This window comes from Streptoverticillium reticulum (assembly GCF_047456005.1).
GTDB classification, from domain to species: Bacteria; Actinomycetota; Actinomycetes; order Streptomycetales; family Streptomycetaceae; genus Streptomyces; species Streptomyces reticulum.
The window spans coordinates 7667587-7688751 of sequence record NZ_CP179755.1; the positions used below are offsets into that span (position 1 = coordinate 7667587).

18 protein-coding genes are annotated in these 21165 nt (G+C 72.5%); 10 read left to right on the top strand and 8 right to left on the bottom strand.

Annotated features, from left to right (window positions below; genetic code table 11):
• Nucleotides 1-31: 31 nt before the first annotated feature.
• The 4 genes from ftsH to ACMATS_RS34870 all read left to right on the top strand — a co-directional run bounded on the left by ftsH (nucleotide 32) and on the right by ACMATS_RS34870 (nucleotide 8549).
• Nucleotides 32-1948 (top strand): ATP-dependent zinc metalloprotease FtsH, encoded by a 1917-nt coding sequence (gene ftsH, locus ACMATS_RS34855; RefSeq protein ID WP_414170236.1) that lies wholly within the window; start codon nucleotides 32-34, stop codon nucleotides 1946-1948.
• Between the two features lie 463 nt (nucleotides 1949-2411).
• Nucleotides 2412-3899, top strand: a complete 1488-nt coding sequence (locus ACMATS_RS34860; protein WP_390775390.1) for an amino acid permease — start codon at nucleotides 2412-2414, stop codon at nucleotides 3897-3899.
• 112 nt (nucleotides 3900-4011) lie between these two features.
• Nucleotides 4012-6768 carry a SpoIIE family protein phosphatase gene (locus tag ACMATS_RS34865; RefSeq protein WP_414170237.1) on the top strand — a complete coding sequence of 919 codons (2757 nt, stop codon included), beginning with the start codon at nucleotides 4012-4014 and terminating at the stop codon, nucleotides 6766-6768.
• Nucleotides 6769-6836: 68 nt separating this feature from the next.
• On the top strand, nucleotides 6837-8549 hold the full coding sequence (locus ACMATS_RS34870) for a GAF domain-containing protein (protein WP_414170238.1): 1713 nt from the start codon (nucleotides 6837-6839) through the stop codon (nucleotides 8547-8549).
• A 42-nt stretch (nucleotides 8550-8591) separates the two neighbouring features.
• Here the strand turns inward: ACMATS_RS34870 and ACMATS_RS34875 are convergent, their stop codons facing one another.
• Nucleotides 8592-9266 carry a response regulator gene (locus ACMATS_RS34875; RefSeq protein ID WP_390775387.1) on the bottom strand — a complete coding sequence of 225 codons (675 nt, stop codon included), beginning with the start codon at nucleotides 9264-9266 and terminating at the stop codon, nucleotides 8592-8594.
• 214 nt (nucleotides 9267-9480) lie between these two features.
• Between ACMATS_RS34875 and ACMATS_RS34880 the strand changes: the two genes are divergently transcribed.
• The gene (locus ACMATS_RS34880) at nucleotides 9481-10335 is read left to right on the top strand and encodes a universal stress protein (protein WP_414170239.1); all 855 of its coding nucleotides are present in this window, start codon (nucleotides 9481-9483) and stop codon (nucleotides 10333-10335) included.
• A gap of 26 nt (nucleotides 10336-10361) precedes the next feature.
• Here ACMATS_RS34880 and ACMATS_RS34885 read toward each other — a convergent pair whose 3' ends face one another.
• The 3 genes from ACMATS_RS34885 to ACMATS_RS34895 form a co-directional block, all read right to left on the bottom strand.
• A complete protein-coding gene (locus ACMATS_RS34885; protein ID WP_391154544.1) occupies nucleotides 10362-11345 on the bottom strand; it encodes a trypsin-like serine peptidase in 984 nt (327 codons plus the stop codon).
• Nucleotides 11346-11672: 327 nt separating this feature from the next.
• Entirely contained in the window at nucleotides 11673-12989 is a 1317-nt protein-coding gene (locus tag ACMATS_RS34890) for an alpha/beta family hydrolase (protein WP_414170240.1), read from the bottom strand.
• A 275-nt stretch (nucleotides 12990-13264) separates the two neighbouring features.
• A complete protein-coding gene (locus ACMATS_RS34895; protein WP_390775383.1) occupies nucleotides 13265-13687 on the bottom strand; it encodes an HIT family protein in 423 nt (140 codons plus the stop codon).
• Between the two features lie 44 nt (nucleotides 13688-13731).
• On the opposite strand from ACMATS_RS34895, the gene ACMATS_RS34900 reads away from it, so the two are divergent.
• The 3 genes from ACMATS_RS34900 to ACMATS_RS34910 all read left to right on the top strand — a co-directional run bounded on the left by ACMATS_RS34900 (nucleotide 13732) and on the right by ACMATS_RS34910 (nucleotide 16188).
• Nucleotides 13732-14493, top strand: a complete 762-nt coding sequence (locus ACMATS_RS34900) for a DUF72 domain-containing protein (RefSeq protein WP_414170241.1) — start codon at nucleotides 13732-13734, stop codon at nucleotides 14491-14493.
• Complete coding sequence (locus ACMATS_RS34905) at nucleotides 14493-15572, top strand: PP2C family protein-serine/threonine phosphatase (RefSeq protein ID WP_414170242.1); 1080 nt, start codon at nucleotides 14493-14495, stop codon at nucleotides 15570-15572. Before ACMATS_RS34900 ends, ACMATS_RS34905 begins: the two co-directional genes overlap by 1 nt.
• A 289-nt stretch (nucleotides 15573-15861) precedes the next feature.
• Nucleotides 15862-16188: a cupredoxin family copper-binding protein gene (locus ACMATS_RS34910; protein ID WP_414170243.1), complete on the top strand. Its 327-nt coding sequence runs from the start codon at nucleotides 15862-15864 to the stop codon at nucleotides 16186-16188.
• A gap of 73 nt (nucleotides 16189-16261) precedes the next feature.
• Here ACMATS_RS34910 and ACMATS_RS34915 read toward each other — a convergent pair whose 3' ends face one another.
• The gene (locus ACMATS_RS34915; RefSeq protein ID WP_414170244.1) at nucleotides 16262-16837 is read right to left on the bottom strand and encodes a histidine phosphatase family protein; all 576 of its coding nucleotides are present in this window, start codon (nucleotides 16835-16837) and stop codon (nucleotides 16262-16264) included.
• Between the two features lie 260 nt (nucleotides 16838-17097).
• Here ACMATS_RS34915 and ACMATS_RS34920 point away from each other — a divergent pair, with 260 nt between their 5' ends.
• Both ACMATS_RS34920 and ACMATS_RS34925 read left to right on the top strand, forming a co-directional pair.
• On the top strand, nucleotides 17098-17301 hold the full coding sequence (locus ACMATS_RS34920) for a CbtB domain-containing protein (protein ID WP_390775378.1): 204 nt from the start codon (nucleotides 17098-17100) through the stop codon (nucleotides 17299-17301).
• Between the two features lie 21 nt (nucleotides 17302-17322).
• Nucleotides 17323-18084 carry a CbtA family protein gene (locus tag ACMATS_RS34925; RefSeq protein ID WP_391154534.1) on the top strand — a complete coding sequence of 254 codons (762 nt, stop codon included), beginning with the start codon at nucleotides 17323-17325 and terminating at the stop codon, nucleotides 18082-18084.
• Nucleotides 18085-18135: 51 nt separating this feature from the next.
• On the opposite strand, the gene ACMATS_RS34930 is transcribed toward ACMATS_RS34925, so the two are convergent.
• From ACMATS_RS34930 to ACMATS_RS34940, 3 genes are all read right to left on the bottom strand, one after another.
• Nucleotides 18136-19074, bottom strand: coding sequence for a hypothetical protein (locus ACMATS_RS34930; RefSeq protein ID WP_414170245.1), 939 nt, complete (start codon nucleotides 19072-19074; stop codon nucleotides 18136-18138).
• A 165-nt stretch (nucleotides 19075-19239) separates the two neighbouring features.
• Nucleotides 19240-20379: a permease gene (locus ACMATS_RS34935; protein ID WP_414170246.1), complete on the bottom strand. Its 1140-nt coding sequence runs from the start codon at nucleotides 20377-20379 to the stop codon at nucleotides 19240-19242.
• 58 nt (nucleotides 20380-20437) lie between these two features.
• On the bottom strand, nucleotides 20438-21070 hold the full coding sequence (locus ACMATS_RS34940) for a 50S ribosomal protein L25/general stress protein Ctc (protein WP_390775374.1): 633 nt from the start codon (nucleotides 21068-21070) through the stop codon (nucleotides 20438-20440).
• Nucleotides 21071-21165 lie beyond the last annotated feature (95 nt).

Genomic DNA, 21165 nt, shown 5'->3' on the forward strand with positions numbered 1-21165 from the left:
GGAGCCCGTGGAAGAGAAGAAGAGCCGTTCCGTGATCACACGAATGCGCTTGCCGCACCGCCACCTGGCACCGCCGGCGGACCCGGGGCCGCCGGAAGGCCCGCCCAAGCGGCCCGCCCCGGCCCCGCAGTCGCCCCGCTGGTGGCTGTGGGTCATGCCGTTCGTCATGCTGGGCCTGCTGATCGCCCTCGCGACATCGCGCGGCCTGACGGGCCCGTCCCGCAACCAGCTCTCCTACAGCGACTTCGTCGGCAAGGTCGGGACCGGCCAGGTGCAGACCGTCGAGATCAACGACAAGGGCACGGTCGACGGAACCCTCAAGAACGGCACGCACTTCACCACCCAGCTCCCCACGGCCCTCGGCTCCGGCGGGCTCGAACAGCAGCTCCAGGCCCAGCACGTGAGCATCTCCGCCGTGCAGAGCGGCGGCAGCCTCTGGCCCTCCCTCCTGGTGGCCTTCCTGCCGCTGCTGCTCCTGGTCTCCCTCTTCTTCTGGGGTTTCCGCCGGGCGGCGGGATCGCTCACCGGCGGCATCAGCACCATCGGACGCTCCCGCGCGAAGATCATCGAAGCGGAACGGCCGACCACGGGCTTCACCGACGTCGCGGGCTACGACGGGGTCAAGCAGGAGATCAGCGAGGTGGTGGACTTCCTGCGCAACCCCGGCCGGTACGCCGCCGCCGGCGCCAAGGGCCCGCGCGGGGTGATCATGGTCGGGCCGCCCGGCACGGGCAAGACGCTCTTCGCACGGGCCGTCGCCGGGGAGGCCGACGTCCCCTTCCTGTCGGTGACCGGCTCGGCGTTCGTCGAGATGTTCGTCGGCGTCGGCGCGTCCCGCGTGCGCGACCTCTTCGACGAGGCCCGCAAGCGCGGACCCTCGATCATCTTCATCGACGAGATCGACGCCGTCGGCGGCCGGCGCGGCGGCGGCAGCCGGCTCGGCGGCAACGACGAGCGCGAGCAGACGCTCAACCAACTCCTCGCGGAGATGGACGGGTTCGACCAGAGCAGCGGCATCGTCGTGCTCGCCGCCACCAACCGGCCCGACGCCCTCGACCCTGCCCTCCTGCGGCCCGGACGCTTCGACCGCCAGGTCACCGTCCCGCTGCCCAACCAGGCCGAGCGGGCTGCCATCCTCGACGTCCACGCCCGCGGCAAGACCCTGGACCCCGGGGTCGACCTGGATGCCGTGGCCCGCGCCACCCCCGGCTTCTCGGGGGCCGACCTCGCCAACCTCGTCAACGAGGCGGCCATCAACGCCGTCCGCGCCGATCGCGCCACCCTCACCCAGGGCGACCTGGACACGGCCCGGGACCGGGTCCTGCTCGGCCGGCGCGAGACCTCCAACGCCCTGCTCCCCGAGGAGCGGCACTCCGTCGCCGTCCACGAGTCCGGGCACGCCCTCGTCGCCGCGCTGTGCGAGCACGCCGACCCGGTCGCCAAGGTCACCATCCTTCCGGCCGGGGTGACGCTCGGCGTCACCGAGCAGCTCCCCGAGGCGGAACGGCACCTCTACAGCGAGGGCTACCTCACCGACCTGCTCGCCGTCCGCCTCGGCGGCCGGGCCGCGGAACTGGTCGTCTTCGGCGAGGGCTCGACCGGGGCGGCCAACGACCTGGCCGGCGCGACACAGATCGCCACCCGCATGGTCCGCGAGTTCGGCCTCTCCCCGGCCCTGGGCCCGGTCGGCTACGCGTCCGCCGGCCTGCAGTACCTCGGCGAACCGGCCGCGGACGACCTGCTGCACCGCCCCCCGTACTCCGAGCAGACCCAGCGGATCGTCGACGAGGAGGTCGCCCGCCTGATCCGCCACGCCGAGGAACGGGCCCTGAGCCTGCTCCGCGACCACCGCACCGCCCTCGACCGGCTCGCCGGTCTCCTCGTCGCCCGCGAGACCATCGACGGCTCCGTGGTCCAGGACGTGCTGCGCCAGGAGACGGGCTCCTGACGGGGGAGCGGGGCCGGGGAAGCGTTCACCGGCCGCCCGGCCCGCGCCCTGCTCCCGGCCACCGTGACCTCCCGCGTCGAGGGCTGCGACGTGACGACCGTCTCACCGGCCGGGGACGCCTGGTCGAACGCGGGTTTTCCGTACATTGCCGACGCCGTCGGCACCCAAGGCGCCTGGCCCGTTACCGCACGTAACGTGTCCGGAAAAACAAAATCCCTTGAACTCTTGACGGGGTACTTATGCGCCTCACACCATTCAGCGCATGAGTCATCGGACCGGAATCGGCGCTGCCGCTTCCGTTTTCTGATGGCTCGCCTCCGGGGGCGAAGTCTCATCGATTCATCGCCCGCCTCCGGCGTCGCCAGCCGGAACCGGACACCGAGCGGTCACACACTTCGCGGCCGATCCCCACGACACCGTCGTACCGCTCGGTCCTGCCCCCCTCACGAAGGCGAAGAGACATATGAGTGACCGCACCCTCACTGCGGCCGACCCCCAGCCCGGCACAGCCGCTCCGGCAGCGACGACCCCCCACGTCGACGCCGGTGACGCGGGCTACAGCAAGGACCTCAAGTCCCGTCACGTCAACATGATCGCCATCGGCGGCGCGATCGGCACCGGCCTCTTCCTCGGCGCCGGTGGCCGCCTCCACACTGCAGGGCCCTCGCTCTTCATCGCCTACGCGGTGTGCGGGCTCTTCGCCTTCTTCGTCGTCCGGGCGCTCGGTGAGCTGGTGCTGCACCGCCCGTCCTCGGGTGCGTTCGTGTCCTACGCCCGTGAGTTCATGGGCGAGAAGGGCGCCTTCACCGCCGGCTGGCTCTACTTCCTCAACTGGGCCACCACCGGCATCGCCGACATCACGGCCGTCGCCACCTATACGCACTACTGGCACCTGTTCAGCAGCATCCCGCAGTGGGTGCTCGCGCTGATAGCCCTCGCGGTCGTGCTCACCGTGAACCTCATCTCGGTGAAGTACTTCGGTGAGATGGAGTTCTGGTTCGCGATCGTCAAGGTCAGCGCGCTGGTGATCTTCATGGTCATCGGAATCTTCCTGCTGATGACCCAGCACGACGTCGGCGGCAACGCCCCGGGCCTGTCGAACATCCTCGACCACGGCGGCATCTTCCCGGCCGGCGTGATGCCGATGCTCTTCGTCGTCCAGGGCGTCGTCTTCGCCTACGCCTCCGTCGAGCTGTGCGGCGTCGCCGCGGGCGAGACCGAGAACCCCGAGAAGATCATGCCCAAGGCGATCAACTCGATCATGTGGCGTGTCGGCATCTTCTACGTCGGCTCGGTCATCCTGCTGGCGCTGCTGCTGCCGTACACGGCCTTCCACGCCGGCGAGAGCCCCTTCGTCACCGTCCTGTCGAAGATCGGCGTCCCGTACGCGGCCGGCGTGATGAACCTCGTCGTCCTCACCGCGGCGCTCTCCAGCCTCAACTCCGGCCTCTACTCCACCGGCCGCATCCTGCGCTCGATGGCCGTGGCCGGCTCGGCGCCGAAGTTCACCGCGAAGATGAACAAGGGCCAGGTGCCCTACGGCGGCATCCTGCTCACCGCCGGGTTCTGCGTCCTGGGCGTCGGCCTCAACTTCGTGGTCCCCGCGGACGCGTTCGAGATCGTGCTGAACTTCGCCGCGATCGGCATCATCGGCACCTGGGGCATGATCATGCTCTGCTCGCTGCTCTTCTGGCGGCGCTCGAAGCAGGGCCTGGTCAAGCGTCCCTCGTACCGCCTGCCCTTCGCGCCGTACACCCAGATCATCACGCTGGTCTTCCTGGCCTCCGTGCTCGGTCTGATGGCGTCCGACAAGGGCGCCGACCGCACCACCGTGCTGTGCCTGCCGCTGATCGCGGCGGCCCTGGTCGTCGGCTGGTTCGTGGCCCGCGGCCGCGTCGCCAAGACCAAGCAGGAGGCCGAGCTGGCCAAGGCCGAGGCCGAGCAGCTCTGAGCCCGACGGCCTGACCGACCGATCGGCCGAGCCGCCTGCCGACGGACACACGTCCGTCGGCAGGCGGCTCGTTTCGTTCGCGCCGGGGAACGGGCCGGGGTAGACATGGGGTATGGCCCGAAACCGGGGCCGCTCCTGGGGGCCTCTGGGCCGTCGGCTCGGTGGCCGGCGTACCGGCCGCCGGCCTGAGCGGCCACAGCGGCGCCCAGGTTCCCGGGCGCCCTCGGGGCGGCGCCTGCGGTCGGTGGCGAGCGTCCGCAGCGTCGCCGGTCAGATGTTCGTGCTCCAGGTCCTCATCGTGCTGCTGCTGGTCGTGGCCGCTGTGACGACCCTGCTGCTGCAGGCCCGCAGCGACCGGCTCGACGCCGCCCGCGCCCGCTCGCTCGCCGCCGCCGAGGCCTTCGCGCACGGCCCCGGCCTGGTGGCCACGATGGAGGGGCCCGACCCCGCCAAGGTGATCCAGCCCCTGGCCAAGGCTGCCTGGCTGGAGGGCGGGGTCGACTTCATCGTGGTGATGAACCGGGACGGCATCCGCTACTCCCACCCGGACCCGAAGCTCATCGGCAAGCGTTTCGTCGGCAACATCGGCCCGTCCCTCGAAGGGAAGATCCATTTCGAGGAGGTCAACGGCCCCCTCGGCAAGGAACTGCAGGTCATCGTCCCCGTGACGGACTCCCACGGCGCCATCGTCGGCCTGTGCTCCTCGGGCATCAAGATCAGCCGGGTGAGCAGCGCCGTCTACCAGCAGCTCCCGCTTCTCATCGGCGCCGGCGCCGCCGCGCTCGCCCTGGCCACGGTCGGCACCGCGCTGGTGAGCAGACGGCTGCGGCGGCAGACCCACGGCCTCGGCACGGCCGAGATGACCCGAATGTACGAACACCACGACGCGGTGCTGCACGCCGTGCGCGAGGGCGTCGTCATCGTCGGCGGCGACGGGTACGTGCTGCTGGCCAACGACGAGGCGCGCCGCCTGCTCGACCTGCCCCCGGACGTGGAGGGGCGGCACGTCTCCGGGCTCGGCCTCGACCCCCGGATGGCGGAACTGCTGGTCTCCCGGCGCGTGGCCACCGACGAGGTGGTCCCGGTGGGCAAACGGCTGCTGGCCGTGAACAACCGGCCCACCGACCGCCGCGGCGGCCCGCCCGGCAGCGTGGCCACCCTGCGGGACACCACCGAGCTGCGCGCCCTCGCCGGCAAGGCCGAGGTGGCCCGCAGCCGGCTGCGGCTGCTGTACGACGCCAGCATCGCGATCGGCACGACCCTGGACGTCCCGCGCACCGCCGAGGAACTCGCCGAGGTGGCCACCCCCCGGTTCGCCGACTACGTCTCCGTCGACCTCGCCGAGCCCGTCCTGCGCGGCGAGGAGCCCCGCACGACCACCGGCGAGGCCCCCGAGCTGCGCCGCGTGGCGCTCGGCGGCACCCCGGAGGACCACCCGCTGTACCGGGCGGGCGAGCTGCACCGGTTCGCCGCGCCCACCCCGCAGGCCCAGGGCTTCGTCAGCGGGCAGCCCGTGCTCGTCCCCTCCCTGGCGGACTCCGACGGCTGGCGCACCCAGGACCCCGCCCGCACGCAGGAAATACTGGATTACGGCTTCCACTCGCTCATCACCGTCCCGCTGAAGGCGCGCGGCGTGCTGCTGGGAGTCGTCAACTTCTGGCGGACCCAGCGCAGCGACGCCTTCGAGGAAGAGGACATGTCGCTGGCCGAGGAGCTGGCGGCCCGCGCCGCGGTGTGCATCGACAACGCGCGCCGCTTCACCCGCGAGCACGCCATGGCCGTGACCCTGCAGCACAGCCTGCTGCCGCGCGGCCTGCCCGAGCAGACCGCCCTCGACGCCGACTACCGCTACCTGCCCGCCCAGGCCGGGGTGGGCGGTGACTGGTTCGACGTCATCCCGCTGCCGGGCGCGCGGGTCGCGCTCGTCGTCGGCGACGTGGTCGGCCACGGCCTGCACGCCGCCGCCACGATGGGCCGGCTGCGCACGGCCGTGCAGAACTTCTCTTCCCTCGACCTGCCGCCCGACGAACTCCTCGGCCACCTCGACGAGTTGGTGGGCCGCATCGACCAGGAGGCCGCCGACGTGCCGGACGAACCCGCCATCGCCGGCGCCACCTGCCTGTACGCCGTCTACGACCCGACCACCGGCATCTGCTCGATGGCCAGGGCCGGCCATCCGCTGCCGGCCGTCGTCCGGCCCGACGGCACCGTGGAGTTCCCCGAACTCCCCGGCGGGCCGCCGCTCGGCCTGGGCGGACTGCCCTTCGAGACCATGGAACTGCAACTGCCGGAGGGCAGCAGCCTGGTGCTCTACACCGACGGCCTGGTCGAGGACCGCGACCGGGACATCGACACCGGACTGGCCGTCCTCGGCACCACCCTCGCCCACCCCGGCCGGACCCCGCAGGAGATCTGCGACGCGCTGCTCGACGCCCTGCTGCCCGAGCGGCAGAGCGACGACATCGCCCTCCTCGTCGCCCGCACCCGCATCCTGGAGGCCGACCGCAAGGCCGAGTGGGAGCTTCCCGCCGACCCCGCCGTGGTGGCCCAGGCCCGCGCCGACGTCACCCGGCAGCTCGCCGACTGGGGCCTGGAGGAGGCGGTGTTCACCACCGAGCTGATCCTCAGCGAGCTCATCACCAACGCCATCCGGCACGCCTCCGGGCCGATCCGGGTGCGGCTGATGCGCGACCGCTGCCTGATCTGCGAGGTCTCCGACACCAGCAGCACCTCGCCGCACCTGCGCTACGCGGCCGCGGAGGACGAGGGCGGCCGCGGCCTGTTCCTCGTCGCCCAGCTCGCCGACCGCTGGGGCACCCGCTACATCCCGGACGGCAAGATCATCTGGGCCGAGCTGCCCCTCGCCTGACCCGCTGGATACGGTGGTCCCCGAGCACAGGGGACGCCCGCACGGGGCGCCGGATCGAGGAGGCACCGTTGGGTGACGCGGGGCGGGAGCAGGTGCGTTTACCGCAGCTGAGGCTGGACGAACTGCTGGGGGAGCTGCAGGCCCGGCTGGACTCGGCCCGGGGCACCCGGGACCGGGTGCACAGCCTGCTGGAGGCCGTGCTCTCGGTGGGGCGCGAGCTGGACCTGGAGCACGTGCTGCGGCGCATCATCGAGGCGGCCGTGGTGCTCGTCGACGCCCAGTACGGCGCCCTGGGGGTGATCGGTCCCGACGGGCGGCGGCTGACGCAGTTCCTCACCGTCGGGCTGACGGACGAGCAGATCAGGGACATCGGGCCGTTCCCGTGCGGCCACGGCATCCTCGGCGAGATCATCAGCAACCCCGAGCCGCTGCGCCTGACGAAGCTCTCCGAGCACCCGGCCTCGTACGGCTTCCCGCCCAACCACCCGCCGATGCACAGCTTCGTGGGCGTCCCGATCCGCGTCCGCGAACAGGTCTTCGGCAACCTGTACCTGACGGAGAAGCGCGGGGGCGCGGAGTTCGAGGACGAGGACGAGGCGGTGCTGGCCACCCTCGCCGTGGCCGCGGGCGTCGCGATCGACAACGCCCGGCTGTACGAGGAGTCCACGCGGCGCGAGCGCTGGCTGCGGGCGAGCGGTCAGGTGACCACGAGCCTGATGTCGGGCAGCCCGCGCGCGGCCGTCACGGCACTGATCGCCGAGCTGGCCCAGGAGATCACCGGGGCCGAACTGGCCACGTTCTCCGTGCCGTCGGCCGCGGGCGACTCCGTCACCGTCGAGGTCGCCCTCGGCGCGCAGGCGGAGGAACTGCTGGGGCTGGTGCTGCCGGCGGAGGGCACGCTGGCGGGCGTCGCGCTGCAAGCGGGCGAGTCCGCGTGCAGCCGTGACATCGCCGAGGACCCGCGCGTGACCGCGGCACCCCGGCGGTTCACCGGGATGGGCCCGGCCGTGGCGGTGCCGGTGATGTCCGGCAGCACGGTGCGCGGGCTGCTGTTCCTGGCGCGCGACCACGGGCGGCCGGAGTTCTCCCGCGCCGAGACCGAGCCGCTGCTGGCCTTCGCCGGCCAGGCGGCGCTGGCCATGGAACTGGCCGACCGGCGGGCGGACGCCGAGCAGCTGGCCCTTCTGGAGGACCGCGACCGCATCGCCCGCGACCTGCACGACCTGGCGATCCAGCGGCTGTTCGCGACAGGGATGACGCTGCAGAGCGCCGACCGGTTCATCGAGCACCCCGAGGCGTCGGAGCGGGTGCAGCGCGCGGTCGACGACCTGGACGAGACCATAAAGATCATCCGGTCGACCATCTTCGGCCTGCGGTCCCGGGAGACCGCGCCGCAGCACGGGCTGCGCACCCGCGTGGTACGGGCGGTGGGGGAGGCGGCGCCGCTGCTCGGCTGTGCGCCGAGCCTGCGGATGGAGGGCCTGCTGGACACCGGGGTGCCGCGCGCGGTCGTGGACGACGTGGTCGCGGCCCTGGGCGAGGCCCTGGCCAACGTCGCACGGCACGCGCACGCCGACTCGGTGGACGTGGCCGTGGTCAACGACGGCGCCCACCTGGTGCTGACGGTCACCGACGACGGCGTGGGCATCCGCCCGGACGGCCGCCGCAGCGGCCTGCGCAACCTGGCCGAACGGGCGGAACGGCACGGGGGCGGGCTGGAGTTGGGGGCGCCGCCGAGCGGCGGTACGGTTCTGACCTGGCGGATCCCCCTGGCCCCGTAAGGGGCGCGGGGAACTGCGCGACAAGCCACAGCCAACCCGCGGTTAACGCAACGCCTCACTGGCGATGACGGCCGCCTGAATCCTCCGCTCAACGCCGAGCTTGGCCAGCAGCCGCGAGATGTGGTTCTTCACGGTCTTCTCCGACAGGAACAGCTGCTGTCCGATCTGACGGTTTGTCAATCCTTGGCCGATCAGGCCAAGGATGTCCCGCTCCCGGGGCGACAGCCCGGCCAGCCGCTCGTCCTCCGGCGAGGAGCCCGGCTCCTCGCCGCGCAGGCTGCTCATCAGGCGCGCGGTCGTGGCCGGGTCGAGCATGGACTGCCCGGACGCGACGGTGCGGATGGCCGCGACCAGGTCGGCGCCCTTGATCTGCTTGAGGACGTAGCCGGCCGCCCCGGCCATGACGGCGTCCATCAGCGCGTCGTCGTCGTCGAACGACGTGAGCATCAGACACGCGAGCTCCGGCATCCGCGACCGCAGCTCCCGGCAGACGGAGATGCCGTCCCCGTCGGGCAGCCGGACGTCCAGCACGGCGACATCGGGGCGCAGCGCCGGGCCGCGGGTGAGGGCCTGCTCGATGGTGCCCGCGTCGCCGACCACCGAGATGTCGGCCTCGCCGTCCAGGAGGTCCTGGATTCCTCGCCGGACGACCTCGTGGTCGTCCAGCAGGAACACCCGGATGGGCCGCTCCTGGGAGAACGTCCTTGACTGTTCCACTACCGGCTCCCTGCTCGACGTCGGCGCCCGCACCGGGACGCTCTTCCGATCATGCTCCCCCGAGCCTGCAGGATGCCATGGGCCGAACGGCCCATAACCGGCTGACCTGCACCGTCGTCCTGCCCGTCGCATCCGGCCCGGAGCAGTGCGATGGTGCAGACAGAGGGAACTTTCCAGGAGAGGGAACTTCCCACGAGGCGAGGCGGTGGGGACGATGACGCATCCCCTGGTCGTGGGCGTGGACGGATCCGACGGCAGTCTCCCGGCGCTGGACTGGGCCGTCGACGAGGCCGCCCGCCGGGAGGTCCCCCTGCGCGTGATCTACGCGTCGCTGTGGGAGCGCTACGAGGGCTCGGCGCCCGCCTTCGGCCCCGACCGCCCCGAGGACGCCGGATTGGCGGACCAGGTGGTCGCGGCCGCCCGGCACCGTGCCGAGCTGCGCGCCCCGGACGTCGCGGTGGACGCCGTGGTCGTCCCGGACGACGCGGTGAGCGCCCTGCTGGAGGAGGCGCACCAGGCCGCAGCCCTGGTCACCGGGGCCTCGGGCCGGGGAGCCCTGGCCGGGCTGCTGCTGGGCTCGGTGGGCCTCTCGCTGGCGGGCCGCGCCCACTGTCCGGTGATCGTGGTGCGCGGCGGCCAGCGCACCGTCCGCGGCGAGTGCGGACGGGTCCTGGTCGGCGTCGGGGACGCCGAGGAGTGCGCGGCCGCCGTGCGTTTCGCGCTGTACGAGGCCGGGCTGCGGCACTGCGAGCTGGAGGCGGCCCGGGCCTGGCGCTGTTCCCGGCACCTGTCCGGTGACGACTCGACGCACCGCAACGAGGAACGGGCCCTGGCCGCTCTGGACGAGGCCCTGGACGGACCGGCCCGCGAGCATCCGGCCATCCAGGTGCGGCGCACGACGGCCGAGGGGCCCGCGCACAAGGTGCTGGTCGAGGCCTCGGCCACGGCGGACCTGCTGGTCGTCGGCGCCGTGCGGCACCGCAGCCGGGTGGGCTTCCAGCTGGGCCGGGTCAGCCACGCGGTGCTGCACCACGCGGCGTGCCCGGTCGCGGTCGTCCCGCACGAGTGAACACGGGTGAAGCGGGGACAGGCGGGTCAGGACGTCGACTCGGCCTGTTCGTAGGCGGCCTTGGCCTCGTCCCCGAAGTACGGCCCGAACATCGTGTTCGGCAGGAACGTGTAGCCGAAGCTGTTCACCGAGGCCTGCAGGCCCGTGCCGGAGGACTCGTCGAAGGACGTGAACCAGGGGCCGCCGCTCGAGCCGCCCGTCATGTTGCAGCCGAGCCCGTGGTCCTTGGTGAGGAGGAAGTCCTGGGACGAATCCCCGCTGCAGTGGATGAGTCTGGTGCCGTCGTAGGGTGCCGCGGCGGGGAAGCCGAAGGAGTACATGGGCTGGTTGTAGCCGCCGTTGAACTCCAGGCCCTGTGCCCCGACGACGTCGGTGAGCTTCTTGCCGTCCAGCGGGGCGACGACGGCGAGGCCGACGTCGTAGTTCATCTCCTCGCTGGCCGACCACTGCGGTGTGGACAGCGTCTTGGTGGCCGTCCAGGTGCCGTAGGGCGCCTGGCCGTCGTGGTAGCCGGGGACGAAGGTCCAGTTGGTGTGCCAGCTGCCCTGGTACTTGACGCAGTGCCCGGCCGTGATCACGGTGCTGGCGTTCTTGCTGGTGATGGCGTCGCCCGAGCAGGATGCGTTGCGGCCCTGGAAGGTGAAGAACACCCGGCCCGAGGTCTTGACCACGGCGCCGCCGCCCGTCCAGGGTCCCCCGGACTGCGGGAAGGACGTCACCCGCGCCGAGGGCCGGGTGGGCGCGACGGCCGTGCGCGCGCCGCGGTGCTGCGGGGCCTTCAGAGCGTCCGGGCCGGCCGTGATCAGGTCGAGCGGGGTGGCCGTGCGCATCCGTTCGGGGGTCCAGTAGGCGGCGGTCCGCTGCTGTGCGGCGGACGTGCTCGCCCCGGTGTGGACGGCGGCGGAGGAGGGGGTCGCGGCGGCGCCGGCCGTGGTGGCCTGGACGCCTGCGCTGACCAGGGCGCCGGCGGCGAGCAGGGCGCCGGCGGTGGCGCGGCGGGAGTGTCTCACGCGAACTCCTTCTGCTGTGGGGGTCCGTGCCGTTTCGCAGCGTGCCACGCTCCGCTGGAGATTGACAGGGTCGCGTCAACATTTCCCTTTCGGGGCGCCCCGAAGGGGCGCGGGGAACTGCGCGATCAGCCACGATGTGCCCGCAGTTGAGGTACTCGGGGCTTCGCCCCGGACCCCTGGGGTGGTGTGTCGGCTGCGGGCCGGTGGGGGCTGGTCGCGCAGTTCCCCGCGCCCCTGACGGGGCACCTGGTCGCGCCCACGCGGCGGAGCCGCACGTGTAAACAGCCCCGCGCCCCTGACGGGGCGCCCCTTACGGGGCCCGCGGCCCTACGCCGCCCTCGCCGTCGGCGCGCTCGGCGCAAGATGCGAGGTGAACCAGTCGCAGGCGAGATCCGCCACGGCGTCCAGCGCACCGGGCTCCTCGAAGAGGTGCGTGGCGCCCGGGACCACCGTCAACTGATGCTCGCAGCGCAGCTGTTGGGCGGCCTGCCGGTTGAGGTCCAGCACGGTCTCGTCCCGGCCGCCCACGATGAGCAGCGTCGGCGCGCGCACCCGGCCCAGCTGTGCCCCGGCGAGGTCGGGGCGGCCGCCGCGGGAGACCACGGCGGCGATGTCCGCGCCGCCGTCCGCGGCCGCCCACAGGGCCGCCGCAGCGCCCGTGCTCGCGCCGAAGTAGCACAGCGGCAGGGACTCCCGCCGCAGCCACTCCGACACCTGAGCGAGCCTGCGCGCGAGGGGCTCGATGGCGAACACATTGGCCCGGTCCGCCTCCTCCTGCGGCGTGAGGAGGTCGAACAGCAGCGTGCCCAGCCCCGCCGCATTGAGGGCCTGCGCCACCGCACGGTTGCGCGGGCTCATCCGGCTGCTGCCGCTGCCGTGGGCGAAGACGACGATGCCGGGCGCCCCTGCGGGCAGTGCCAGATCGCCGGCGAGCGTGACGGCGCCGCCCTCGACCGGCACCTCGACGGGCACACTGCGGTCCGGCTCGTCGCCGGTCCCGGAGCGCGCCGTGGCGCGGTTGCGCCGCAGCAGCTCGACGACCTCCTCGTCCTCGGTCTGGGAGAAGTCGCGGTACCACTCGCCGACGGCCGAGAACAGGGCCGGCGTGAACGGGCAGATCAGCTCGTCCACCTCCGTGGTGAGCACGGCCACCGCGTCCGGCGGGGCCACCGGCACCGCCAGCACGACCCGCGCGGCACCCTCGGCCCTGGCCACGCGGCAGGCCGCCGACGCCGTCGACCCCGTCGCGATCCCGTCGTCCACGACGACCGCCGTACGGCCCTTCAACGGGATCCGCGGCCGTCCGCCGCGGAAGCGCTTCGCCTGCTCCGCGAGCGCCGCCTCCTCGCTGCGCTCGACCTCGGCGAGGTCGTCCTCGTCCACCCGGCTCATCCGGATGATGTCCTCGCGGACGACCTTGACCCCGCCCTCGCCGATGGCGCCGAAGCCCAGCTCCCGGTGGAAGGGCACACCGAGCTTGCGGACGAGGATCACGTCCAGCGGGGCGCCGAGCGCGGCCGCGACCTCGAAGGCCACGGGCACACCGCCGCGGGGCAGGCCCAGCACCACCGGGTGTTCGCTGCGCAGATGCCGCAGCCGCTCGGCGAGCTGCCGGCCGGCATCCACTCGGTCCGTGAATCGCATGCTGCACCTCCGGTTCCGGGGGTCCGGTTCCGGGAGGGGAGGGCGGAGGACACTCCTGCTACCAGCATGCGCAGATTCCCGGGGATCGTCCACGGGCGGTCTCAGAGCCTTGCCGGCGAATCTTGCAGCGCCCCGTCAGGGGCGCGGGGAACTGCGCGACAAGCCCCCACCGGCTCGCAGTCGACGCACCACCCCTGGGGTCCGGGGCGAAGCCCCGAGCACCTCGACCACGGGGCGCGCCGTGGTGCTGTATGACGAGATCCGCCGGACACGCCCTAACCCCCGCCGCCCTCCAGGGCCGCCCGCACCCGCGCCGCCACCTGCGCCGCCTCCTCGTCCGAGGCGTAGCGCGTGCGCGGCCAGAAGAAGCCCCGCAAGCCGTCCTTGCGGTTGCGCGGCACCACGTGCACATGGAAATGCGGCACGGACTGGCTGATGCGGTTGTTGGCGGCGACGAACGACCCCGCCGCGCCCATGCCCCGCTCCACGGCCCCGGCGACCCGCTGCACCCGCGTGAAGAACGGGCCCACCTCCGGTACCGGCAGGTCGGTGAGCGTCTCGGCGTGCCGCCGCGGCACGACCAGCACATGCCCGGGGAACAGCGGCCGGGCGTCCAGGAAGGCCACGGCCGTCTCGTCCGCCAGGACCAGGTGGGCGGCCTGCCCGCCCGCCGCGATGGCACAGAAGATGCACTTCACGGCATCAGCGTGACGGATCCCGCCCCCCGGGGCAGGGATCATCCATGCCCCTGCTCGTCGGAACCTCGGGATGGCAGTACACGGACTGGCGCGGTGACCTCTACCCCGACGGCTGCCCGCAGCGGCTGTGGCTGGAGGAGTACACCCGGCACTTCGCGACCGTCGAGAACAACAACGCCTTCTACCGGCTGCCCTCGCCCGAGACCTTCGCCGCCTGGCGCGACCGCACCCCGCAGGGGTTCGTCATGGCCGTCAAGGCCAGCCGCTACCTCACCCACATCAAGCGGCTGCACGACCCGGAGGAACCCGTACAGCGCCTGATGCGGCACGCCGGGGGCCTGGGGGACCGGCTCGGGCCCGTCCTCCTCCAGCTCCCGCCCACGCTCAAGGCCGACGCCGGGCTGCTGGACGCCGCACTGGCCTGCTTCCCCGTCGGCACCCGCGTCGCCGTGGAACCCCGGCACGACTCCTGGTGGACCGACGCGATCCGCTCCCTCCTGGAGCAGCACCGCGCCGCCCTGTGCTGGGCCGACCACGACTCCCGCCCGGTGACCCCGCTGTGGCGCACGGCCGACTGGGGCTACGTGCGCTTCCACTGCGGCCGCGCCCACCCCTGGCCGCGCTACGGGCGCCAGGCGCTGGCCACTTGGGCCCGCCGCATCGCCGACGCCTGGCCCGACCGGGCCGACGTGTACGCCTACTTCAACAACGACCCCGGCGCCGCCGCCGTCCACGACGCCGCCGCCTTCGCCCGCGCCGCGGCCGGGCTGGGACGCACGGTCAGCCGTACACCGGAGGGGAGTTGATGGCCTCCACACCATGGCCGCGGTACGTGCGGTTCGCCCCCGGCGCGCTGATCGCGGCCGGGCTGACCTGGGACGCGTTCTCGCCCGCGAACTACTGGGGCGACCCGATGATGGCCGCGGCCTGCGTGGTCGCGGGCTCCCTGCTGCCGCTGCGGCACACGGCCGTGGTCGGCGCGGTGATCGTGGCGGGCGCGCTGGTGCTGACGGCAAAGCACGGCTACCTGGGCCACACCCCGGGCTGGCTCGAACTCGCCAACACGCTCTTCGCCGCCCTGATCGGCATCGGCGTGAACCGTGTGATCGCCCGCCACGGGCGCCGCCTGGACGTGGTGCGCTCGGTGGCGGAGGCCGCCCAGCGGGCGGTCCTCCCCGTCCCGCCGTCCCGGATCGGCCCGCTGGCCGTCGCCGCCTGCTACCACGCCGCCCAGACCGAGGCGCAGATCGGCGGTGACGCGTACGCGGTGCAGCGCTCGCCGTTCGGCACCCGGGTGCTCATCGCGGACGTGCGGGGCAAGGGGATCGGCGCGGTGGGCGCGGTCGCCCTCCTGCTGGGCGCCTTCCGGGAGGCCGCCGCCACGGCCCCCGACCTGGGCGACCTCGCCGACCGCCTCGAACAGGCGATCCTGCGGGAGGTCGAGGACCGCAGCGAGGAGCTGCGCATGGAGGGCTTCATCACGGCCCTGCTGGGCGAGTTCACGCAGGACGGCGACAAGCTCTCCCTCCTCAACTGCGGCCATCCGGCCGCGTACCTCCTCTCCGGTTCCCGGATCCGTCTGCTGCACCCGCACGATCCCGGCCTCCCCCTGGGCATGAGCCCGCTGGGCGTGCCCCGCCCCGGCCCCGACTCCTGGACGTTCGGCACCGGCGACACGCTGCTGCTGGTGACGGACGGGGTGACGGAGGCGAGGGATGCTGCCGGGGCGTTCTACGACCCGGTAGCGCGCCTGGCTCGGCTCGGCCCGTTCGGGGATCCAGGGGAGCTCATCGATGCGCTGGTCGCCGATGTGGAGCGGTGGACCGGGGGCCCGCGGGACGACGACATGGCGATCCTGGCGGTGCGGCGGGAGGGCACGGAGTGACCCTCCGGCACCCGAGTGGCGGCGCTCGGGATGCGGAGTAGCGTGGTGTGTGTCTGGATGCGCGACCCGCATCCTGCGGGGCGCGTGTGGACCCGCACGAGATTTGGATTGGGTCGACATCATGACTCCCACAGACGCCCCAACGCGCAAGCGCAGACAGCGTGTTGCTGCCTTGCTGTTGGCCGCCGGCACCGCCGCTGCGGTCCCCGCCGTGGGCGGGTGGTGCGGTGGCGGTCATGGCCATGGTGAACATGCCCACGGGCACGGACACCGGTCAGGCACGGTCGCGATGGCCCCGGTCATGGCCCCCTCGATGGGCATGGCCACTGCGGCCCCTGCGACCCCCATGACGGCGAACGCCCCTGCGGCGACCGCCAATCACGTGACGATCGCCGGCTTCGCGTACTCGCCGTCGACGCTCACCGTCACCAAGGGCACCACGGTGACCTGGACCAACAACGACTCGGCACCGCACACGGTGACCGGCTCGGGCGGGCTGAACTCGCCGACGCTCAGCCGCGGCGGCACGTACAGCTTCAAGTTCAACTCGGCCGGCACGTTCAACTACATCTGCACGATCCACCCGTACATGCACGGCACGGTGGTCGTGAAGTGAAGTGAAGTGCGAAGTGGAGTGAGGAGTGACAGACAGCCCCTGCGGCACGCGCCGCGGGGGCTGTTGCTGCCCGTCAGGAGGCCGGGTGCAGGGGGCGTCCGCAGTGCAGGTTCCAGCGCCCGGCGCGGCCGCTGAGGGTGGTCAGGGACAGCGGGTGCACGTCGAGCCGCCAGAAGACGGCCGGCGGCAGGCCGAGCGCGTGCACGACGGCCGCCCGGATCACGGCGGGTTCGGCGACGGCGAGGACCCGGCCGCTCTCGCCGCCCCGGCCGTCGAGCCAGGCGCCGATCCGTTCGACGAGCGCCGTCGCCGACTCCCCGCCGTGAGGGGCCGCCGCGGGGTCCGCCAGCCAGGCGGCCAGGTCGTGAGGGGCGGAGGCGGCCACCTCGTCCAGCGTCCGGCCCGTCCACGCCCCGACGTCCAGGTCGCGCAGGTCCGCCGCCGCGTGGGCGTCCAGGCCGAGGGCGGCGGCCGTCTCGCGGCAGCGTACGGCCGGGGCGCACAGGTACCGGTCGGCGCCGGGCAGCGCGGCGGCTGCGGCGCGGGCCTGTTGCAGCCCGGCGGCGTCCAGGGAGGCGCCGTCGTCGAACCGGTGGTCGCGCAGGGCGGGGCCGGCCGCCGGTGACACGAGCATCACGCGCACAGTCATGCTGGTCTTTCCTGCTCTCTCCCGCTCAGGACAGGGGCGTGCGCGAGTATGCCGTACGCCGTAGGCAGACCGGCTCGTACGCGGTACGGTCGCGTGGACATGACGACGGGGGAACGGAAGCCGGTGGGAATCCGGCACGGTCGCGCCACTGTGTAACCGGCCGATGCCCGCCAACGCGCGGTCACGGCAGGGGAGTCAGACCCGCACCTCGTCGTCCGGACCCGAGAAACGGGACGCGTGTTTCCCCAGGAGGTTTCGTCATGGCACAGTCTGCCGCTGCACCGGTGGTCACCCCCATATCCCTGAAGGCCATCGCCCCGTGGGCGGTCTTCTTCGGCATCCTGATGCTGGTCCTGCTGTACTTCGTCGGCGCCGAGCAGGGCGCCACCTCGGTCTTCTCCGGCGTCGGCGTGCACGAGTGGGTGCACGACGGACGCCACCTGCTCGGCTTCCCCTGCCACTGACGACGGCAGGGGGAACGCCTCGTGAATCCCGTATCCGTACGGGCGTTGCTCGTCAGAGGCATGCTCGCCGGGCTCGCCGCCGGGGTGCTCGCGCTGGCGGTGGCGTATCTGGTGGGCGAGCCGCATGTGGACGCGGCCATCGCCTTCGAGCAGGCCCACACCCACGAGCACGCAGAGGAACTGGTCGGCCGGAGCCTGCAGTCGACGGCCGGGCTCGCCACCGGAGTCCTCGTCTACGGCGTGGCACTGGGCGGCATCGCCGCCCTGGCGTTCTGCGTGGCGCTGGGCCGCATCGGCAGGTTCGGCCCGCGGACCACGGCCGCTCTGCTGTCCGCCGGGGCCCTGACGGCCGTCTACATCGTGCCGTTCCTGAAGTACCCGGCCAACCCGCCGTCCGTGGGCGACCCGGACACCATCGGCAAACGGACCACGCTCTACTTCCTGATGATGGCGCTCAGCGTCCTGCTGAGCATCGCCGCCGTCATCCTCGGGAGAAGACTGGCCCCGCGCCTGGGCAACTGGTACGCCACGGTGGTGGCTTCGGCCGCCTTCGTCCTCGCGGTCGGCCTGGCGTACGTGTTCCTGCCGGCCGTCAACGAGGTGCCGGCGGACTTCCCGGCCACCGTGCTGTGGCAGTTCCGCCTGGCGGCCCTCGCCATCCAGTGCACCCTCTGGGCCGGCTTCGGGCTGCTCTTCGGGCACCTCGCGGAACGGCTGCTGCTGCCGCGGGCGACTGCGGAACGGCAGCCGGACGCCGGAGCCCGGACGGCCGCGACGAGTTGACCCGTAACGTCCCATGGCCCTGCCGCGCACCACGGGCGGGGCCATGGGACGTCAGTGCTGCGGGTCGAAGCTCCGGAAGAACGGCGTACGGACACGCAGGCCCGTCCGCTTCAGGCCCGCGACGGTCTCCTCCATGGCCCGGAGATGTGCTCCCAGCGCGTCGGCCTCGTCGCTCCCGGGGCGGGCCTCGAAGACGAGCCGCATGACCGAGTGCCGGTCGTGGGCCATGGGCCCGGTCCAGGGCGGGTTGAAGCTCCAGGGAACGGGCCCCGTACGGCTGTTGGCCGTCATCCAGTCGTCGATCCGCGCGTCCACCCAGCCGTGCAGCTTCCAGAAGACCGGGTTGACGTGGGACGCGTAGAAGTCGGCGAGCCAGTCGTAGCCGGGGCCGTCCCACCGCGGGTCGACGTCGAACGGGTCGCTGTCCGGGCGGTACGCCGGCAGCTGGGCCGACCAGCGCAGGTGCATGCGGTTGTGGATGGTGAACTCGATGCGCGCACCGAGCCGGCCGAGCGTCATCCCGCGCAGGGCCGACGGGTCGGTGTACTCCGCCTGCCACTGGCGTATCCGGTCGAACGAGGCCGCGCTCTTGGCGTCGTCGATGGCCCGGGTGGTGTCCGGATCGTCCGGGACGACGAACGGCGGCGGGACGGGGAACGCCGTGTCCCCGGGGGCGGGGATGCTCGGCCACCCTTCCACCCGGGGGTACTGGGGATCCGCCAGCCGGGCGAGGATGGCGTCGACGTCGGCGATCATCTGCCGGTGCATATAGAGGAAGTCCTCGCCCGACCCGTTGTCGAGCTCGGGCCGGGGATCGGCGCCGCCGGTCAGGGCAGGGCGGGGCGGATCCCAGCCGTGGGCGCGGAACTCCTGTTGCTGTGCGGGGGTCATGCCGGCCCATTCGTTCCGCGAGAGGTGCCACAGCATGTGGTGCATGCGCATCGCACGGTCGGCCATGGCGTCGATCACGGGGCGGGGCAAGGCGTTCATCTCGCCCTCCTGGGCGGCTCGGCTCGGCAGCAGCGTGGGGACGTGACCGGGTCCCACTGTTGCAGCCGTCGTGCGGCAGGCGGGCTCCTCGCCCTCCTCCCAGAGTCACCCAGGTCCCGCACCGGTGCATCCGGGGGCGTGGCCCGCCCATGCTCGCTCTCCCCGCTACGCCCCCGGACCGCCGCCCATCATCCGCAGCATCTCCCTGCCGCCCGTCCGGAAGAACCGCACCACCAGCACCAACGCGAGCCCCAGAAAAGCCACGTTGAGCCACGACGTGTAATTCCAGGAGATCCCCTCCATCGGGACCTTCGCGGTGCCGTGCCCGGGCACGATGCCGAGGAGGCCGAACACCCACTCCACCGCGTACCCCGCGACCGCCATCGCCACGAAGAACGTCACCAGCAGGAACGCCGCCATTCTGCCGCCGTAGTACTTCCGGTAGATGTTCAGGATCGGCAGGATCAGCAGGTCCGCGAAGATGAAGGACACCACGCCCCCGAAGCTGATGCCGCCCTTCCACAGCACCACCGCCAGCGGCACATTGCCGATCGAGCAGACGAACGACGCCATCGCCACCACCGGGCCGATGAGCGGGCCCCACAGTTTTGCCGCCAGCGGGTGGCCCTCGAAGAAGAAGGCGCGCCAGAAGGAGTCCGGGACCCAGGCCGCGATGGCGCCCGCGACGAGCAGTCCGATGACCAGGTCCCGCAGAATGGCCGCCCACTCCATCACGAAGACGTGCGCGGTGGAGGTGAAGCCCTCCGGCGACAACAGCCGCTGCAGAAAGGTGCCTTCACGCTGCACGGACATGTCCATCGCCGCGTGCCCCTCCATCGAGCCCGCCAGGCCCCGCCCCGCCTGTTCCCGCGCCCGGCGCAGCAGGTCCTCCCGCAGGAATGCGCGGAAGAGCAGCGCCAGCACCGCGATCATCACGGGACCGCCGGTGAATTCGGCCGCCGTGAACTGCCAGCCCATCAACAGGGCCAGAATGATGCCGAGTTCGACGACCAGGTTCGTCGAGGCGATCTCGAACGCCATGGCCGCGGTGAAATGCGCACCCTTGCGGAACAGCGAACGCGCCAGCGCCACCGCCGCGTAGGAGCAGGACGACGAGGCGGCACCCAGGCCCGCGGCCAGGGCGAGGGTGCGGGGGCGGTCGTCGCCCAGCGCGGAGACGACGGTGGAGCGGCGCACCACCGCCTGGACGACGGCGGACAGAGCGAAGCCCAGGATCAGCGCCCAGGCGATCTCCCACGTCATGGAGCCGGTGATCGAGAGGGCGTGCAGGACGGCGTGTGTCATTCCCGGAGCCTTTCCCCGTGCGGGGCGGCACGCACGCCGCCCCGCGATGCGGAAGGGCTCAGCCTTCCGCGGCGGCCTCCTCCTCGGCGGGCGCCTCGGCCGCCGCACCCTCCTCGCCCTCCTCGGCTTCCTCCTCCTCGGGCTCCGCCTCGACCTGGGCGAGGACGACCTGCAGGACCGCGGCGTCCTCCTCCACCGCCAGCGTCACCCCGCGCGGCAGCTTGATGTCCCCGGCACGCACCGTGTGGCCGGCCTCCAGGCCCTCGATGGAGACGGTGAAGCCCTCGGGAATGTGCGTGGCCTCCGCCTCCACGGGGAGGGCGTTGAGGATGTGCTCCAGGACATTGCCGCCGGGCGCCAGATCGCCCTCGGTGTGGACGGGAACCTCGACGGCGACCTTCTCGCCCTTCTTCACGGCGAGGAGGTCGACGTGGACGAGAAAACCCTTGAGCGGGTCGCGTTGCACTTCCTTCGGAATGACCAGTTCTTTCTTTCCCTCGATGTCGAGGTTGATGAGGACGTTCGGCGTCTTGAGGGCCATCCACAGCGCATGGCCGTCCAGCGCCACGTGCTTCGGGTCGGCGCCGTGGCCGTAGACGACGGCGGGAACCCTGTTGTCGCGGCGGATGCGGCGGGACGCGCCCTTTCCGAAATCGGTGCGCACGGTGGCGGCCAGCTTTACCTCGGCCATGACGGCACTCCTCGTCAGTCAGAATGTCCAGTGGCCGTTGTCCGGGCCGCCGCGAGTGTATCCACGGCGAGGAGGCCGAAAGGCCCGGCTTTACT

Bases quoted from the DNA above. Each gene is read 5' to 3' on its own strand.
- ACMATS_RS34930 (WP_414170245.1), bottom strand. From the start codon at position 19,074: ATGAACGCCTTGCCCCGCCCCGTGATCGACGCCATGGCCGACCGTGCG.
- ACMATS_RS34920 (WP_390775378.1), top strand. From the start codon at position 17,098: ATGGCACAGTCTGCCGCTGCACCGGTGGTCACCCCCATATCCCTGAAG.
- ACMATS_RS34880 (WP_414170239.1), top strand. From the start codon at position 9,481: ATGACGCATCCCCTGGTCGTGGGCGTGGACGGATCCGACGGCAGTCTC.
- ACMATS_RS34900 (WP_414170241.1), top strand. From the start codon at position 13,732: ATGCCCCTGCTCGTCGGAACCTCGGGATGGCAGTACACGGACTGGCGC.
- ACMATS_RS34905 (WP_414170242.1), top strand. From the start codon at position 14,493: ATGGCCTCCACACCATGGCCGCGGTACGTGCGGTTCGCCCCCGGCGCG.
- ACMATS_RS34860 (WP_390775390.1), top strand. From the start codon at position 2,412: ATGAGTGACCGCACCCTCACTGCGGCCGACCCCCAGCCCGGCACAGCC.
- ACMATS_RS34935 (WP_414170246.1), bottom strand. From the start codon at position 20,379: ATGACACACGCCGTCCTGCACGCCCTCTCGATCACCGGCTCCATGACG.
- ACMATS_RS34865 (WP_414170237.1), top strand. From the start codon at position 4,012: ATGGCCCGAAACCGGGGCCGCTCCTGGGGGCCTCTGGGCCGTCGGCTC.
- ACMATS_RS34940 (WP_390775374.1), bottom strand. From the start codon at position 21,070: ATGGCCGAGGTAAAGCTGGCCGCCACCGTGCGCACCGATTTCGGAAAG.
- ACMATS_RS34890 (WP_414170240.1), bottom strand. From the start codon at position 12,989: ATGCGATTCACGGACCGAGTGGATGCCGGCCGGCAGCTCGCCGAGCGG.
- ACMATS_RS34910 (WP_414170243.1), top strand. From the start codon at position 15,862: ATGGCCCCGGTCATGGCCCCCTCGATGGGCATGGCCACTGCGGCCCCT.
- ACMATS_RS34915 (WP_414170244.1), bottom strand. From the start codon at position 16,837: ATGACTGTGCGCGTGATGCTCGTGTCACCGGCGGCCGGCCCCGCCCTG.